The 16,334-nt window shown below is 68.2% G+C and carries 18 protein-coding genes and 1 pseudogene; 9 read left to right on the top strand and 10 right to left on the bottom strand.

Features of this window, described 5'->3' with window-relative positions; translation table 11 throughout:
• Together OQF71_RS04100 and OQF71_RS04095 are read left to right on the top strand one after the other, a co-directional pair.
• Nucleotides 1-467 (top strand): DRTGG domain-containing protein (locus OQF71_RS04100; RefSeq protein ID WP_280585982.1); only part of this gene is annotated, 467 nt, incomplete at its 5' end.
• Between the two features lie 132 nt (nt 468-599).
• Nucleotides 600-1,721, top strand: a complete 1,122-nt coding sequence (locus OQF71_RS04095) for a hypothetical protein (RefSeq protein ID WP_280585981.1) — start codon at nt 600-602, stop codon at nt 1,719-1,721.
• A gap of 36 nt (nt 1,722-1,757) precedes the next feature.
• On the opposite strand, the gene OQF71_RS04090 is transcribed toward OQF71_RS04095, so the two are convergent.
• Together OQF71_RS04090 and OQF71_RS04085 are read right to left on the bottom strand one after the other, a co-directional pair.
• The gene (locus tag OQF71_RS04090; RefSeq protein WP_280585980.1) at nt 1,758-2,885 is read right to left on the bottom strand and encodes a DUF373 family protein; all 1,128 of its coding nucleotides are present in this window, start codon (nt 2,883-2,885) and stop codon (nt 1,758-1,760) included.
• A gap of 73 nt (nt 2,886-2,958) precedes the next feature.
• Nucleotides 2,959-3,680: pseudogene (locus OQF71_RS04085) on the bottom strand (DUF6517 family protein).
• A gap of 170 nt (nt 3,681-3,850) precedes the next feature.
• Here OQF71_RS04085 and OQF71_RS04080 point away from each other — a divergent pair.
• Both OQF71_RS04080 and OQF71_RS04075 read left to right on the top strand, forming a co-directional pair.
• The gene (locus OQF71_RS04080) at nt 3,851-4,849 is read left to right on the top strand and encodes a radical SAM protein (protein ID WP_280585979.1); all 999 of its coding nucleotides are present in this window, start codon (nt 3,851-3,853) and stop codon (nt 4,847-4,849) included.
• A 112-nt stretch (nt 4,850-4,961) separates the two neighbouring features.
• Nucleotides 4,962-5,258: a hypothetical protein gene (locus OQF71_RS04075; RefSeq protein ID WP_280585978.1), complete on the top strand. Its 297-nt coding sequence runs from the start codon at nt 4,962-4,964 to the stop codon at nt 5,256-5,258.
• Nucleotides 5,259-5,458: 200 nt separating this feature from the next.
• Here OQF71_RS04075 and OQF71_RS04070 read toward each other — a convergent pair whose 3' ends face one another.
• The 3 genes from OQF71_RS04070 to OQF71_RS04060 all read right to left on the bottom strand — a co-directional run bounded on the left by OQF71_RS04070 (nt 5,459) and on the right by OQF71_RS04060 (nt 8,185).
• Nucleotides 5,459-5,716 (bottom strand): preprotein translocase subunit TatA, encoded by a 258-nt coding sequence (locus tag OQF71_RS04070; protein ID WP_280585976.1) that lies wholly within the window; start codon nt 5,714-5,716, stop codon nt 5,459-5,461.
• Between the two features lie 66 nt (nt 5,717-5,782).
• Nucleotides 5,783-7,111: an Nre family DNA repair protein gene (locus OQF71_RS04065; RefSeq protein ID WP_280585975.1), complete on the bottom strand. Its 1,329-nt coding sequence runs from the start codon at nt 7,109-7,111 to the stop codon at nt 5,783-5,785.
• A gap of 81 nt (nt 7,112-7,192) precedes the next feature.
• The gene (locus OQF71_RS04060) at nt 7,193-8,185 is read right to left on the bottom strand and encodes a transcription initiation factor IIB (protein WP_280585973.1); all 993 of its coding nucleotides are present in this window, start codon (nt 8,183-8,185) and stop codon (nt 7,193-7,195) included.
• 192 nt (nt 8,186-8,377) lie between these two features.
• On the opposite strand from OQF71_RS04060, the gene rnhA reads away from it, so the two are divergent.
• Both rnhA and OQF71_RS04050 read left to right on the top strand, forming a co-directional pair.
• Nucleotides 8,378-8,974, top strand: a complete 597-nt coding sequence (gene rnhA / locus OQF71_RS04055; RefSeq protein WP_280585972.1) for a ribonuclease HI — start codon at nt 8,378-8,380, stop codon at nt 8,972-8,974.
• On the top strand, nt 8,961-9,632 hold the full coding sequence (locus OQF71_RS04050; RefSeq protein ID WP_280585971.1) for a hypothetical protein: 672 nt from the start codon (nt 8,961-8,963) through the stop codon (nt 9,630-9,632). The genes rnhA and OQF71_RS04050 overlap by 14 nt, the downstream gene beginning before the upstream one ends.
• A 131-nt stretch (nt 9,633-9,763) precedes the next feature.
• Here OQF71_RS04050 and OQF71_RS04045 read toward each other — a convergent pair whose 3' ends face one another.
• Nucleotides 9,764-10,123 (bottom strand): PadR family transcriptional regulator, encoded by a 360-nt coding sequence (locus OQF71_RS04045; RefSeq protein WP_280585969.1) that lies wholly within the window; start codon nt 10,121-10,123, stop codon nt 9,764-9,766.
• 412 nt (nt 10,124-10,535) lie between these two features.
• Here OQF71_RS04045 and OQF71_RS04040 point away from each other — a divergent pair, with 412 nt between their 5' ends.
• The gene (locus OQF71_RS04040) at nt 10,536-11,072 is read left to right on the top strand and encodes an inorganic diphosphatase (RefSeq protein WP_280585967.1); all 537 of its coding nucleotides are present in this window, start codon (nt 10,536-10,538) and stop codon (nt 11,070-11,072) included.
• A gap of 86 nt (nt 11,073-11,158) precedes the next feature.
• Nucleotides 11,159-11,293, top strand: a complete 135-nt coding sequence (locus OQF71_RS04035) for a hypothetical protein (protein WP_280585965.1) — start codon at nt 11,159-11,161, stop codon at nt 11,291-11,293.
• Nucleotides 11,294-11,321: 28 nt separating this feature from the next.
• Here the strand turns inward: OQF71_RS04035 and OQF71_RS04030 are convergent, their stop codons facing one another.
• The 3 genes from OQF71_RS04030 to OQF71_RS04020 form a co-directional block, all read right to left on the bottom strand.
• Nucleotides 11,322-12,119: a transcriptional regulator gene (locus tag OQF71_RS04030; protein WP_280585963.1), complete on the bottom strand. Its 798-nt coding sequence runs from the start codon at nt 12,117-12,119 to the stop codon at nt 11,322-11,324.
• Nucleotides 12,120-12,164: 45 nt separating this feature from the next.
• A complete protein-coding gene (locus OQF71_RS04025) occupies nt 12,165-12,413 on the bottom strand; it encodes a hypothetical protein (protein ID WP_280585961.1) in 249 nt (82 codons plus the stop codon).
• Nucleotides 12,414-12,493: 80 nt separating this feature from the next.
• Complete coding sequence (locus OQF71_RS04020) at nt 12,494-13,840, bottom strand: MFS transporter (protein WP_280585960.1); 1,347 nt, start codon at nt 13,838-13,840, stop codon at nt 12,494-12,496.
• 166 nt (nt 13,841-14,006) lie between these two features.
• Between OQF71_RS04020 and OQF71_RS04015 the strand changes: the two genes are divergently transcribed.
• Nucleotides 14,007-14,138: a hypothetical protein gene (locus OQF71_RS04015; RefSeq protein ID WP_280585959.1), complete on the top strand. Its 132-nt coding sequence runs from the start codon at nt 14,007-14,009 to the stop codon at nt 14,136-14,138.
• Here the strand turns inward: OQF71_RS04015 and OQF71_RS04010 are convergent.
• Nucleotides 14,135-16,294: a caspase family protein gene (locus OQF71_RS04010; protein ID WP_280585958.1), complete on the bottom strand. Its 2,160-nt coding sequence runs from the start codon at nt 16,292-16,294 to the stop codon at nt 14,135-14,137. The genes OQF71_RS04015 and OQF71_RS04010 overlap by 4 nt on opposite strands.
• Nucleotides 16,295-16,334 lie beyond the last annotated feature (40 nt).

Below are 16,334 nucleotides of genomic sequence, written 5' to 3'. Positions count from 1 at the left end.
TCTCCCAGCTCCGGCCAAACCCCCACAAGAAACAACACACCGGCGTCACCGTCGGCGAGCTCGCCGACGAGCTCGGCGCCGAGCTGCTCACCGACGCCCCGACGGACGGATTCGTCGAGCGCTTCCTCGTCGGCGCGATGGGCGGCGACGAGGCGCTCCGGTACTTCCGGCGCGCCCGCGACGCGGCCGTCATCACCGGCGGCGACCGCGCGGACGTCCAGACCGCGGCGCTTGAGGCCTCCGGCGTCGCGTGTCTCGTGTTGACCGGCGGCCACCGCCCCTCCGGCGCGGTGCTCGGCAAGGCCGCCGACGCGGGCAAGCCCGTCCTCGCCGTGAACACCGACACCGTCACGGCGATCGACCGCGCCGAGGGGATCGTCCGCAGCGGGCGGACCCGAGACGCGCGCACGGTCGACCGGATGGCGGAGCTGCTCGACGCCCACGTCGACGTCGGCGCGCTGGTCTGAGGCGAACACGGATCGGCGATCGCGGCGGCGCTCCGGCCCGGCATCGCCGTCGTCTCCGTTACCTCCGTTCCGTCGGCCGGGGCGGGCGAACGTCTGACATACTGTTTTCAGGGAGGACCACGTAGGCCGCGTATGACCAGTCTCTCGGAGGCGTACGGCGGACGGGGGCGCTCCGAGGTCGACCCGCGTCGCCTGTACCTCGGCGTGGGCTCGTTCGTGGCCGGAACGCTGCTGCTCGTCGCCGGAATCCTCGCCGCCGCGGAGGTCGTCCTCCCGAGCGGCTACGGCTCCGGTGCGGCGCGCCGGCTCGGCGGGATTCTCGGCGGCGTGGGCGTCCCGCTGCTGTTGCTCGGCGTGATGACCGTGCTCCCGGCGGATCGCAACACCCGCGCGGCCGCGGTCGTCGGGGCGGCCGTGATGTGTCTCGGCGTCGCGCTGTTCGCGCACGCGTACCCAACCCAGTGGGTCGGCGGGCCGCGGCCGGAGCTCACGGATCTCACGCTGCCGACCGCAGGGCTGTACTTCGTCGGCGCCGCGACGGCGCTGTGGAGCGTGTTCGTCGGCGTCGCCAACTTCAAGACGCGCAACGACCCCGGCGGCACCGTCACGATGCAGGTGACCCACAAAGGCGAGACGAAGATCATCGAGGTCGGCCGCGACCAGCTCGACGGGACGGGCGGCGTCGGCCTCCTCGGCGGCACCCCCGACGGCGAGGTAGCGACGCAGACGAACCGGCCGGAACGCGCCGGAGGGACCGACGGGCCGGTCGGGAACGGATCGCCGAGCCGAAACGGGTCACTGTCCGGAACCGAGTCGTCGTCCGGGAACAAGTCGCCGACCGGAAACGGGTCGCCGTCCGGTGTGGGATCGGCGACCGGTTCGGGGTCCGCTGTCGGAACGGGGGGATCGAGCGCCGTCTCGGGCGCTCGAACGGGCGGCACCGCCGGCGTGAGCGACGGCGGCGAGGCCGGCACGGACATCCGGTCGCCCCTTGACGACGCGGGACCGACGGGCGGGCCGTCCGGACCGAACGAGGCCCCGAGACCGGGATCGAGGGGGCAGACCGGCGGCGGGGCGGCCGACATCTCTCCCGGCGCCGACGCCGCCGCGCGTGACGGCCCCGGGGACACCTACTGCGGGAACTGCACGCACTTCGATTACGTGCGGACCGATCAGGGGATGCAGCCGTACTGCGGCCATCACGACGATCTGATGGACGATATGGACGCCTGCGAGGAGTGGACGCCGCGGTAGCCCTTCCGGATACGCTTTTATTTACCCGCTCGCCGGCTACCCGCTCTTCCGCTCCCCGACGCTCGTCGCGGAGGGGAGCTGCGACTCCGCGACGGCGAACGCGAGCGTGCTCAACACGCCGGTGAGCGTCCCGGCCGCGAGCGCCATCGCGAGGTCCGGGAGCGCGAGCGACGTGACGCCCTGCGCGTCCGGGAGGAAGAACCCGGAGACGGCGTACAGCACGACCGCGATGGACAACACGTAGAAGGGGGCGTTGAGGTACCGCCACCGGAACCGGCCGCCGAGGTACTCGTCGGTGATCTGGCCGAGGCTGGAGGTGACCCCGGCGACCGCGAGCCACTGGACGAAGCCGTGGACGAACGCCGCGAGAGTCACGCCGGTCGTGATCGAACCGCCGCGAACCGCGCTGACGGCCTCGACCGTCTCGGCCCCCTGTACGCCGCCGACGACGATCAGCGCGAGCGCGACGACGTAGGTGACGATCGTCACCCGCCCCGTGTAGAGGACGTTTCGCACCGTCGAGGCCGCCCCGTCGACGGTGTCCTCCAGCCCGAGGCCGCGGAACAGCGAGTAGAGGCCGACGAGCCCTGAGAGGATCCCGAGGACCGCCGCGCCGGCGACGTCGAAGAGGTTCGCGACGACGACTAAGGGGTAGATGAGGAGCAGGACGCCGAGCGGGACTAAGATCGTGCCGCGGGTCTCCGGGTCCGCCAGCACCTGCTTGATCGTGTAGTAGAGCGATTCGAGGTCCTGCGCCTGCCGGACGACGACGCGGCGCATCCCGTCGATCGGCATCCGCGAGCGGATCACCGGGAGGACGGACTCGTCCTGCGCGCCGTCGGTGATCACGACCGCGGAGACCTCCTCCCCGGTCGACAGCTCGGCGAGGACGCGGTCGACCTCCCTGCCCACCGCGCGGTTCGCCTTCACGTCGGAGCCGTCGACGCCGGTGACGGCGGCGACCTCGACCGCCTCGCCGCCGGCCGCCAGCTCGTCGTGGACGTTCACTCCCTGAAAGAGGACGTTCACGTCCGAGTCCTCGGGGTCGGCCGTCGCGAGCGCGACGGCGGCCTCGGTGACGTCGTCGGCGCCGATCACCGGGGTGGGGATCCCGGTCTTGCGGCCGAGGTCGTCGTCGAGGTCGACACAGAGGACGAGCAGCATTACTCGGGGGTAGGCGAGGGGCCGGCATATGTTTTCGGCTCGGAGCGGCGGGGCGTCGGCGGACTCCCCTTTTTCAGTCGCCTCCCGACGCCGGCTCGTGTTCGATCCCGTTCAACATTCGGCGGACGGTCTCGCCACCGGCGAACGACGACGGGTACGCGGCCAGCGCGGGACGACGTAGTCGCTGCCGGCCTCGACCGCCTCGGCGACGTGGAACTCGAGCGCAACGGTCACGCCGGTGTCCTCGATCTCCCCCTCCGCCGTGTACACCGCGACCCCGGCGTCGGTTCCGAGGACGTCGGTCGAGTACTCCGAGCCGCGTTCCAAGTCGCTGACGCCCTCGTAGCGGTCCACGATCAGCTGCGCGCGCTCCCGATCGTCGAGGTCGCCGACGGGGTTGAACGCCTGCCCGAGCACCTCGACGCGCGGGGTCGCCAGCACGGCGAACACCGCCGCCTGATACCGCTCGCCGAGGAGCTCGACGGCCTCGTCGTACTCGGCGATCCGGCTCGTCACCCCCACTTCGCGGGTCGAGCCGGCCACGTCGAACTCGCGGCTCTGCGTGTTCTCGGTCACCTCGTTGAGCTCGTACCCGCTCTCAGAGAGCGTCGCGTCCGCGACCGTCGCGGTGCCCGCGGTGAACTCGGCCGGGTCGCCCGTGGCGACATCGAGCGCGGTGCAGCCGGCGAGACCGGCGAGCCCGACCGAACCCCCCATCGCGAGCGCGCGGCGACGGGTGAGCGCCTCTTCGTCGGCGGGATCGGTCGTCTCGTCGGCGATCGGCTCTCGGTTCATACCCACCGGTCACGCGGGCGGCGACAGATACTGTGTGTTCGTTCCGGGGAGCGGAAACGACGGGGAGGCTCCGCGGAACGCTACGTGCGAGAACGCCACCGTGAGAACGCCTCTCCCGGAAGCGCGTGGTTCGGACGCTTTTTCAGGCCGCGGCCGGTATGGACGGGTAGATGATCTCCAAGGGCTGCGAACAGTGCGCCAAGGGCGGAAAGATGGTGCTGTTCGTCTACGGCTACTGCGACCAGCGGGACTGCTTCTACTGCCCCCTCGGAGAGAACCGGAAGAACGTCACTGACGTGTACGCCAACGAGCGGTTAGTCGAGTCCGACGAGGACGTGATCGCGGAGGCCAAGCGCATGAGCGCGCTCGGCACCTCGATCACCGGCGGCGAGCCGCAGGAGGCGATGGCGAAGACGACCCGCTACCTCGAACTGCTCAAAGACGAGTTCGGCGAGGACCACCACACCCACCTGTACACGGGCATCACCGGCGGCCGCGAGAACATGCGCCGCCTCTCGGAGGCGGGCCTCGACGAGATCCGCTTCCACCCGCCGTTGGAGCTGTGGGGCGATATGCACGGCACCGAGTGGGAGGAGATCCTGTACATCGCCCGCGAAGAGGGGCTCACGCCCGCCTTCGAGATCCCCGGCATCCGCGCCGAGCCGGAGTTCCTGGACTTTTTGGACGAGGGCGCCGCGGAGTTCTGTAACATCAACGAGTTCGAGATGTCCGACGGCAACTACCGCCGGATGCAGGAGGAGGGGTTCGAGCTACAGGAGGGCCACATGTCCGCCGTCGAGGGGTCGAAGGACGACGCGATCGTCTCCGAGATGGCGAGCCACGAGAAGGTGTACTTCTGTACGTCGGTGTTCAAAGACGCCGCCCAACACCGGAACCGGCTCAAGCGGATGGCGAAGAACATCCGCCGCGAGTTCGACGAGGTGACCGACGACGGCACCCTCGTCTACGGAAAGGCGTTCGCCGACCCCGAGCGGTTCGAGTCGCTCGGCGTCCCCGAAGACTTCTACACCGTCAAGTCGGACCACGTCGAGATCGCGTGGTGGCTCTTAGAGGAGATGATCGAGGACGGCGACCTCGACCGCGGCGAGATCGTCGAGCAGTACCCGACCGCGGACGGTACCGTCGTCGAGCGGACGCCGGTCGCCTGAGCGGCGACTCGGTCCTCGCCTCCGCGTCGCATCGGCACGATATCGATCTTCCTTCTTCCGTGGGACGCGACCACATACCACACTTATGAGGGACCGGTGCGTACCCCCGCGCATGGCCTCCGAAGAACCCGTATTCGCCGACGTGAGCATCGGACAACCGGTGTACGACGAGGACGGCGAGAAGCTCGGGACGGTCCGAGGAGTCGACGACGACGGCTTCTACGTCACGTCGCCGTCGGAGTCACGGCAACTGGGGCTCACCGACGCCCGCGACGTGTTCGGCACCGCCTACGTGATGTGGCGCTGTTGGGAGTGTGGCGAGATGGGCGAGATCGGGACGGAGCTTCCCGATAGCTGCCCGAACTGCGACGCGCCGCGCGAGGACCTGTACTACTGGGCGGAGGACTGATACGGAGTGTTAACGACGACGGGAGCGAGCGACGCGGGCAGAGAGTCTGGGGTTTCTACCCAAACGTGAGCTGTCGCTGATCGGGATTTGTTATCGAATCACGTCGCGGTGAATCCCTCCGTAGCAGCCGCTCGCGGGGCGAGAGCGAAGCTCTCGCTCACAGCAGGCGCTACGCACCGGCGACGCCACCGCATCGGGGTTTATAATCTATCGTCGTCGTCGCCGTCGCGGCTGTCCGGCTCGTCGTCCACCTCCTCGCGGAGGCGTTCGACTTCCGCCTCCAGGTCCGCGATGCGGTCGGCGTCCGCCTCCTCGCCGTCAGAGCGCAGTTTGAGGAACACCACGCCTGCCGCGATGAGAACGATTGGAACGCCGAAGAGGAGGACGAGGATGATCAGGATGATCACGAGCTCGGGACCGGCGGGAACGCCGCCGAACGCGGGGACGGTGGGAACCATGAGGCCACCCACTCGGTGACGCGACTAAAGCGATCGGGGCGGGGACCCGCCGTCGCCTCCGCGACCTCACCCGACGTCGGCGAAGTCGCCGAGGTTCGCCTGCAGGCCGGCCGCCATCGTCGACTTCCGCCGCAGGCGACCGAGCGACACCGGGAGGTGCTCGGCGACGCCGCGGACCGCCTCGCCGAACGTCTCGGCGGTCCCGCGTTCCCCCGCGAAGGCGTTCCGGACGGCCTCGCGCACCTGCCAGACGCCGACGGGGCCCCAGTAGTCGTCGGAGACGTGGCGCAGGACGAGCGCCTTCGCCTGTCGCCCGCGGTCGTCGAGGTGTTCGAGAACTCCCAGCCGGGCCGCGTAGTAGGCGCCGGCCGTCTCCTCGACGTAGCCGGTCCGGCCCTCGCGACCCTCGCTGGCGGCCGCGAGGTAGACGCCCGCCTCGGGGTCGGGGTTCCAGATCGAGCCCGGCGACTTCATCTCGACGAGCTCGTACTCCCAGCGGCCGGGCACGAGGATCACCCAGAAGGCGTTGCCGAGGTACTCGTTGCGGTGGACCTCGATCCGGTCGACCGTCGAATTCTCGCGGATCGAGCCCCGGAGGAACTGCCCGACCGTGTCGTCGACGGCCGTGATCGACCAGCGCGTCGGGACGAGCCGTCGGTTCTCGCCGCGCCCGAGCGCGCCCGCAGAGAGGATCGTGTTGATCTCGTACACGTCGAACCCGCGACGGTAGAGGTACGTCATCGCGCCCTCCGCGCGCCAGTCGTCGTCTTCGAGCGTCTTTTCGACGGGCCGCGGGACGTGCGGGTTCTCACCGAGCTCGGCGGTGCGAGCCGCGGCGCGCGGGCCGGTCGGCGTCTTGATATCCTGCGTGCCGACGTCGAAGTCGAGATCCGGCGTCCCGTCGAGCCCGATCTCAACGTCGACCGGGCGGTCGGCGATCGCGACCTCGCGCTGGACCCCGAGCCAGCCGTTCCACGCGTCGTGGACGCTCTCCGCCGGGCCGCTGTCCCCGCCGATGGATTTGACGCCGCCGGTCGCGCCGACCTCCCTGACGTCGACGCCGCGCGCCGAATTGAGGAGGCTCGTCCGGCGGTCGAACACGTCCGAGATAGAGACGCCCTCGTCGTACCACGTCGCGGAGGTCTCGAACGCGTCAGCGCGCTCCTCGCGGCCGACCGGAGAGAGCAGCCCGGTCGACACGTTCGGGTAATTCGAGCGGCCGACGAAGATGGAGGGGGAGACGCTACCGACCACGGCGTCGTCGGAGACGTGCTCCTCGAAGCGGCGCTCGAAGGAGTCGAGGTGATCGAGGACTCCGTAGTCCTTCTCGCTCGCGAGGCGCCGCCGCTCGGCGCGCTCGTTCGCTTCGAACTCGATGAACTCGTCGAGCCGCATTCGACGATCGTTGGTAACGCGGCGGCTTGAACGTTGCTGGCGAGAGCCCGAACTGAAACGGAGCGGCCGAGCTGGCGACGGCTAGTTATGGATCCCCATCGCTTCGATCTGCTCCTGGTACCGGTTGCGGATGGTGACCTCGGTCACCTGCGCGACGTCGGCGACCTCGCGCTGGGTCTTCTTCTCGTTACAGAGCAGAGACGCGGCGTAGATCGCGGCGGCCGCGTACCCGGTCGGGGACTTCCCTGAGAGCAGGCCCTGCTCGGCGGTCGTCTCGATAATCTCGTTGGCCTTCGACTGGACCTCCTCGCTCAGTTCGAGCTCGGAGGAGAAGCGGGGGACGTACTTCTTCGGGTCGACCGGGCGCATCTCCAGACCGAGCTCCTGAGAGATGTAGCGGTACGTGCGGCCGATCTCCTTGCGGTCGACCCGCGATACGTCGGAGATCTCTTCGAGCGACCGCGGGATCCCCTCCTTGCGACAGGCGGCGTAGAGCGCGGCGGTGGAGACGCCCTCGATCGACCGCCCGCGGATCAGGTCCTCGTTCAGGGCCCGTCGGTAGATGACCGAGGCGACCTCCCGGACGGACCGGGGGACGCCGAGCGCGCTCGCCATGCGGTCGATCTCCGAGAGCGCGAACTGGAGGTTCCGCTCGCCGGCGTCTTTCGTCCGGATGCGCTCCTGCCACTTGCGCAGCCGGTGCATCTGCGACCGCTTCTTCGAGGAGATGGAGCGTCCGTACGCGTCCTTGTCCTTCCAGTCGATCGTCGTCGTCAGCCCCTTATCGTGCATCGTCTTGGTCGTCGGGGCGCCGACGCGCGACTTCGACTGCCGCTCCGAGTGATTGAACGCGCGCCACTCCGGACCGGGATCGATCTGCTCCTCCTCGACGATGAGCCCGCTCTCTTCGTGTATCAGCTCGCCGTCAGCGGTGCGCGTGAGCTCCTCCGGCTCGAAGTCCTCGGGGTCCAATTCGTCGGCTTCGCCCCCCTCGGCGTCGGTTTCGGTCTCGTCGGCATCCTCGTCCCGCACACGCTGACGGTCGTGATCCCGTTGCCGGGTTGGCTGTGTCATCGCATTTATATACTACCCAAATGGACTAACTTAAAGGTTCGTGAGGAGGCGGAAATCGCTCGACCGGAGGGCGGCGCCGGTCGCGCGAAGCGACGCGCGTCCGCCGAGACCGACGACGGAGCCACCTCGACCGGATCGGCGCGTCGACCGCGACGGACAAGGCTTTGACGCGCCGTCGCCGACTGGGGACGAATGCCGACGATCGACTGCGACCCGGCGACCGCGCGGGCCCGTCTGGAGGACGCCAGCGTCCGGATCGAGCCGGGAAACACCGCCCACGAGCGGTGGCGAGCCGAGCGAGAAGGCGCCGTCGCCGTCGCGTACGACGGTAAGGTCGTGGTACAGGGAGGCGACCCGACCCGCCTGACGAACCTCATCCGGGAGGGCGGCGGCCGCGCGCACGTCTACTTCGACGGCGCGTCCCGCGGGAACCCCGGTCCGGGCGCGGTCGGCTGGTGTCTCGTCACGTCCGACGGCGTCGTCGCCGAGGGTGGCGAGCGGATCGGACGGGTCACCAACAACCAGGCCGAGTACGCCGCGCTGATCCGGGCCCTGGAGGCGGCCGACGAGTACGGCTTCGAGGCGGTCGACGTCCGCGGCGACTCGGAGCTGATCGTCAAGCAGGTGCGCGGCGAGTGGGACGCCAACGACCCCGAACTGCGCGAGAAACGGGTGCGCGCCCGGGAGCTGTTGGAACGGTTCGACCGGTGGTCGATCGGCCACGTTCCGCGGGAGATAAACGCGCGCGCCGACGATCTGGCGAACGAGGCACTCGATGACGCGAACTAACGACGAACCCCCGGAGTGGGCGAAAGAACAGGCGCGCGAGATGATGGCGGCTGGGGAGGCGGAGAGCGGCGACGCGGCTAAGCGAGACGCAGACGACGATCGGGTTCCGGACGTACCGGTCGAGGTCGTCGACGAGGCGGAGCGCCTCACGCGGCTCGCTCGGCGGGCCGAAGAGGACGCGGCAGCCGCGTTCTACCGCGAGCGCCGCGACGAGCTCGTCGCGGGCCACGACTACGTCCCGCGGCTCCGCGAGGACGACGACACCCTCGTGTTGTACCCCGACGAGTGGATGACCGACGGAACGGTCCAGCTCGACCGGATCGAGACCACCGACCGGGCCGTCGAGGTGTCGCTGTCCGGGCCGGGCGACGCCGACCGGTACGAGGAGGTCGCCGACTACAACGAGGCGGTCGCCGACGCGGTCACGGACGCGCACGGCGAGCCGCACGCCGACACCGCCCGCAGCTTCGCGGCGTTCATGAGCAACCACTACGTCCGCGCGGTCGACGACGCGTCCCCCGAGGTGCGCGCGGAGTTCCGCGAGGAGTACCTGCCGCGGAACGGGTGGCCGACCGACGAGCAGCTCGCCGTCGTCGAGGAGTCGCTGGCGGTGATCGAGGCGGTCGCCGCCGAAGTCGACGGTCCGGAACCGTCGTAGGGGATCGGTTGTCTTGGCGTCGACGACGACAGAGCCGAGGCTCAGCGGGTCGGAAGCGCGCGGTTTTCACCGCGCGTGTGTGTGCCAGAATGGTGTCGGTTTCGCGTCGGTGCTCTCGATAGCCCTCCGCGTTACTCGTCGAGGAGCGCGCGGATCTCGTCGGCGCGCGTCTCGTCGGTAACGAACCGGTCGAGGACCCACTCCAGCTGGCCGAGGACCGCGTCGTGACCGGCCCCGGTCAGTTCGTACTGGTTCGTTCGCTTGTCGAGCTCGCTCTTCTCGACGAACCCGTCAGCGACCAGATCGTCGAGGTTCGGGTAGAGTCGTCCGTGATTTACCTCGGAGCCGTAGTACGATTCGAGCTCGCGCTTGACCGCGAGCCCGTACATGGGCTCCTCCGAGAGGATCGAGAGGATGTTCTGTTGGAACGCCGTCAGGTCAGACGCCGGCCGCGGTGCCTCCGCATCAGTGACTGTTTGTGCCTCTGACATAGATATTTGAAAGGTAGCCGAACTTATAACGTTTCTCAACGTCCATCATGATTTGAATACCTAACCGAGAGAATACACCCGGAATGCGCCGATATTCCGGTTCAGAGAGTTCTTATCCGTCGATCCGGTGCTGCCCCGGATCCGAGTGATCGCCGGCCAATGCGCCGTATCCGTGAGGATCTGTCGGGGAAAACCGGGACGGCACGATCAAATATGAGACACAATCAACCGAATGAAATTTCCGGTATCTGACGATGACGGGAGGCTGAGCGCGGAGCGAACGTAAAGAAGGGGCGCGGACGACGCGAAGGGGGATGGCCGGAGCGACGGCGAGCGAGGGCGACGGGCGGATCGAGTTGCGACGGCCAGAACCCGAAAGGACTTTGCTACCCATGGACCGAATGACGGTCACATGGTCAACCTCTGGGAGGACCTCGAGACGGGCCCGGACGCCCCCGACGAGATCTACGCGGTCGTGGAGTGTCTCAAGGGCGAGCGGAACAAGTACGAGTACGACAAGGACATTCCCGGCGTCGTCCTCGACCGCGTGCTCCACTCGAACGTCCACTACCCGTACGACTACGGCTTCATCCCGCAGTCGTACTACGACGACGAGGACCCGTTCGACGTGATGGTGCTCGTCGAAGACCAGACGTTCCCCGGCTGCGTCGTCGAGGCCCGCCCCGTCGCGCTCATGAAGATGGACGACGACGGCGAGCAGGACGACAAGGTGATCGCGGTGCCCACCGAGGACCCCCGCTTCGACCACATCGAGGACCTCGCCGACATCCCGCAGCAGATCCGTGACGAGATTGACGAGTTCTTCTCGACGTACAAGAACCTCGAGGCCGGTAAGGAGGTCGAGACCCTCGGGTGGGAGGACAAGGCGACCGCGAAAGAGGCGATCGAACACGCGCAGGACCTGTACGCGGACGAGTTCGGAGAATAACTAGAGGACATACGCTCCCGCGCTCGGGATGCGTTATGCCCATGGGTAATTTTTAGTTGGGTCGTCGCCTACGTGTACGTAGAATCATGAGCGCAAGCACCCCGCCCGTCGGCATCGACCATCCGACGGTCGTCCCCGCCAACTTCGAGCCCAAGCGCCGCGACGACGACCCGGCCGACTCCGCGGACCGCGACGACGGAGCAGACGCGTCGTCACCGTAATCGAGGACACCGAGGCGTCGCCGTCGAGTCAGGCGTTCTCGACGACCGCGGACAGCCGGGAAGCGTCGGCGACGAACGACTCGAACCGGTCGTCCACCCACTCGACCACCGTCGAGTCCGTGGATTCGAGGACGCACCGGGGGTTGTTTCGGCGGTCGTACGCCGTCACGCAGGCGATGTCACCGCACGTGATCAGTCCGTACTCGATCGGCTCGGGCGAGACGTAGACGGTCGCGTCGTCGTCGTCGAGCGCTCGGTCGGTCGCCGGGGCGAAGTCGGATATCGACGCCTCGACCACGTCGCGGTCGATGACCAGTTCGACCTCTGCGCCGGCGTCGAGCGCGGCCGCGGCCGCCCGGTTGAACTGCTGGATGACGACCGGCGAGACCGCGCGTATCTCAGCGCCGTGACCTTCCCGGAGGACCTCCGTGAGCCGGTCGACCGCGGCGAGCGGGTTCTGGTCCGTCGCGACCGTCAGCTCGCCGGCGTCGATCGCCTCCGCGGGGAATCCGGCGTCCACGCGCTCGAGGTCGGCGGCGAACCCCCCGTGCCGGTCGGCCAGTTCCACCTCGTCCAACAGGGTCTCGTAAGCGTCGTGGACGCGTTTTCCCGTCGGCGTCACGTGGTACGCCGCATCGCGCTTGACGACCCAGTCGCGCTCGCGGAACCCTCCGAGGATCCGCTGGACCGTCGTCCGGGTCGCGTCGATCGTGTCCGTCAGGTCCGCCGGACGGCGCGGCTCCCGCCGGAGCGTCCGGAGGATCGCGACCCGGACCGGCGATCCGGCGAGATACTGTGCGCCGCCGTGTCCGTCGTCGGACGTCATCGTATGAGAACTGCGTACGAGTACCGCACGCTTAATCGTACCGCGTCACGGGCGGTGCTGGAACGAGACGACGGTACCGATGGTGTCCTCGCCGTCGATCGTCTCCGTGCTCACGGTGACGCCGACGACCGCGTCCGCGCCGATCGCCTCCTCTATCACCGCGCGGAGCGCGTCGGGGTCGGCGCCCTCCCGAAGGACCGGAACGCGGACCTGCTGTCGGTTGACCGCGACGTCGCCGAGGTCGTAGTCGGTGTGTTCGAACGCGCCTCGTATCGCGGCGGCGATGTCTGTCATGGGAGTACGTGGGGCGCGTGAGGTGAAAAAAACGGCGGGGCGGTCGGGGCGTCCGAGGCGCTCGCGACGCGGCTCCCCCGTCACGAGTACGCGTCGTACTCCTCGCCGAACAGCGCGAAGTACGCGACGCCGACGAGCCCGATCGCGCTCGCGAGCCCGAACGCGACGACGGGATCGCCCGCGATCGAGACGTCGGTCCCCGGCACGGCGAACCCGCCGTATATCAGTCCGCCGAGCGCCGCGCTCGGGATGACGACCGCGTTGCGGAGGAGGTAGTACGACCCCGAGACGCGGCCGCCCGTGTCGCGTTCGGCGGGCCCGACGATCAGCGCCTTGTGCGCGGGGAGCCCGGCGAACCGGAGCCCCGAGAACGCGAACAGCGCGACGACGAGCGGCGCGGTCAGGGATGTGTCCGGCGGGACGCTGATGAGGAGCACCGGGAAGACGGCGTACACGAGGAAGCCGAGCGCGACGATCGGCTTGAGGCCCACTCGCTCGGCGGCCCGCGCCGCGGGCGGCATGGAGACGAGCGCGACCAGCATCTCGATCGCCAGCAGCACGCCGAAGAAGGCCGCGGGCGACAGCGAGACGGGGCCGACCGAGAGCCCGACTTCGAGGAACCGCGTGATCACGATGACGAAGAAGACGTACACCATCCCGTTCGCGAACCGCACGAGGGTGTCACCGACGAGCAGCGGACGGAGCTCCGGCGGGAGGCTCCGGAGATCCCGGACCGCCTCGCTCACGCCCTCGAACTCCTTCCCGAGCGTGTCCTCGCCGGCGTCGTAGAGGACGTGCTGGAGCGCGGTGGCGACGACGCCGAAGAGGAGGGCCACGGCGAGCACGTACTGGAAGCTCGTGGTGAAGTCGGCGGCGTACTGGATGATCCCCGCCGCGATCAGCGGCCCGATCAGGAACGCGGTCCGGCGGAACACCTCCGTGCTCGCGAACCCCCGCGCCAGTCGCTCCGGCGGCACCGACTGCTTGACGATCGCGAACGTCGCGCCGAGCCCGAACGACTTCCACGCCTGCGCGAGGAAGAGTCCGACGAAGATCCAGATCCACGGCTCGAAGACGACGCCCCCGATCGTCACGGTTCCGAGGGTCGGCGCGACGAGCCACACGCCGAGCCCCAAACTCGACAGCAGTCCGAACAGCGTGAGCGCGACCCGCGACCCGATCCGGTCCGAGAGCCGTCCGCCCGGGTACGGGTACACCGCGCCGATGACGTTACCGACGGTTCCGAACAGCCCGATGACGAACGCGCTCGCCCCCAGCGCCGACAGATACTCCGGGACGTACCGGTTCGTCATCTGGAAGCCGAGGCTGAACGCGAACATCGCGAGCGACAGGACGAGCACGTCCCGCCGGAGCGAGAAGAACTGGCGGAACGGGTCAAGGACATCGACATCGTCCGCTTTACTCATACTGAGAACTGCGCCGAAACCTCCTTTAACACACCGGTGCGGAGGGTTCAGTGGGCGCGCCGCGGGGCCGACGAGCGATTAATTATTAGATATTAACGTTCAAATATCTGTAACTAGTAGCCGCAGAACAACGTGTGATTTAATTACATGCGATATTCTGTGTAATATGCACGAAAGTGTTGCAGACTACGTGGCAGAGCACCCGAAGATGGCCGGCGTCCTGTTCACCGCGCTCCTCCTGTTGACGCAGGCGGCGCCCGCGGCGGCGAACGTTGCAGTCGGGAATCCCGGTCCCTAATCAAGCGTCAGACTTCCGCTCCAGACAAGTTCCTCATTGTGAAAAATCGGTATGAGTTCTAAGCTGAGTAGGTTCTCTAGTTTGTTCTTAGGAACATCTGTGCTATCAGCACGAGATGGGACATAATAATCGAGTGTTTCTGTATCAAGATTGAGCGTTGCAAGCGATCCAACACCGTGGTTCCTGTTCGGATAGAATTCTGTAGAAAGGTCACAATAGCCAGACGTACTGTCAGTTATATTGAATACGACAGCCACGCCGCTGCGATTTTGGCAAATAGTCGTCGCCCCGTCCCCGACGACGATGTACTGGTGGCCGGTGATCAGTTCGCGCTTCGCGACGTGGAGGGCTGTCCGGAGGTTGAAGCCGCTGTTCATCAGCCGCGCGATGATGTGGCCGAGTTGGGTCGCCGGCGAGTTCGCCACGTCGGAGAGGGTGACGATGCCGCCGCGGGAGCCGCGGTGGACCAGCGCCTCGCCCTGCCGGTACGACTGGCAGGCGTTGAGCAGGAAGGCGCTGACGCCGACGTCGAGGTCCTCGTCGGTCAGGTCGAGGTACTCGTCGGTGCACTGCATCCCGCGGTGGTCGACGTGGCCGACGTAGTGGAGGAAGTCGACGTCGGACTCGAGGACGTCGCGCATCTCCGCGCGGGTGAGGTCGTGGCGCACCTCGATGTCGAACTGGACCATGTCGCGGAGGCCGTACAGGTCCGCGACCTCGCCCTCCTCGCGCATCTGCTCGTCGTTACAGACGACGAGTACGGAGATCCGCGACTGCTCGACCGTGCCGGCCTTCAGTCGTCGGTGGTACGCGTCGAGGGTCGCCTTGTTGGCGTCGAGCGGGACGCCGTCGCCGACCCACGCGTGCTCGACGGTGTCGACCGACTCGGGCTGCACGAAGTCGGCGTCGGCGGGCACCGCGCTGTGATCGGTGGAGGCGTCGGCGCCGCGGGAGACGCCGGCGTCGGTGGTGCCTCCGGAACCGGACCCGCCGGCGTCCGTCGCACCGCGGACAAACTCGTCCGGACCGAGCGACGCCGGGCGGGGGGTCGCGTCGACCCCCGGACCGCGGAAGAACCCGACGCCGCCCCCCTCGCTCGCGGTCACGGGGGTGACGGTCTCGGGGGACCGGACGATCGACAGCTCCCCGGCGACGAACGGGAGCATCTCGACGTTCTCGGGGTCGGGCCGCACGTCGGTCGTCAGCGTCCACTGCGGGAGTTCGGGCTCGACGCGATCGAAGGGGACCGCGAGGTACTCGCCCAGCCGCTCCGCGAGCGGCAGGTCGTACAGCCGGCCCCAGTCGAGGTCGAGGGCGGTCGTCTCGCGCTCGTGGAGGTCGACCGGGTAGAACCCCTCGGTGCGGGCGAGACAGTCGAAGTGGAACGACTGCCGGAGCACCTGGGCGGTCCGACGCTCGAAGTCGGGCTCAAGCGGATAGCTCCAGCCGTCACCCTCGATCCGGGGGGCGTCCCCGGGCACGACATCGGCCGAGAAGTAGTACGCGAGCGAGACGACGGGGTAGAGGTACTCGTACGCCGGCGGGACGACGATTCGGATCCCGGAGTCGAGCGGCTCGATCCGGTCCGGGACGCGGAGCTCGTCGCCCGGCTCGATCAGCGGCGGATGCCCGCGAAGGGTGGGAAACGACCGCTCCGGGCTCGTCGTCTGGAGCGCGGAGCCGAGCAGCGAGACGGCGTCCATCAGCGACTCGGGGTCGGTGGGGGTCTCGATGGTGCCCGCGGGCACCTGGTGGAGCGACCGGAAGCCGAGCGTGACCGCGGCGGGCGCGTCGAGGTCGATCCGCGTGGTCCGGTCCGTCGTCGACACGGAGAACCCGGAGTCGAACGCGAGATACAGCTTGGTCGGGGCGGGATCGATGCCGACGTGGTACGTGTCGGCGGGCATGTCGTAGGAGTCACCTCGGGTGAGCAGCGTCCCGTCACCGGAACGGGTCTCGACCACCGCGACGCGCGGGATCTCGACCGACGCGGTCTCGACGGTGACGCTGGCGTCGACGGGGAAGTAGTGGGCGTCACCGGGGGTCGTAACCGGTTCGACGGCACGGTCGGTGTACACCTCGAACTGGGTGTTCTCGATGTGGTCCGTGACCGTGAGTCCGGCGTCGTCCAACAGCGGGTCGATGTCGATGCTCATGTGAGGTGACCGCACCCGACCGACGGTCGGGCGAGCCGGG

It is taken from the genome of Halorubrum sp. Boch-26, assembly GCF_029889805.1.
Taxonomy (GTDB): Archaea; Halobacteriota; Halobacteria; order Halobacteriales; family Haloferacaceae; genus Halorubrum.
This window is presented reverse-complemented; position numbering and strand designations above follow the sequence as displayed.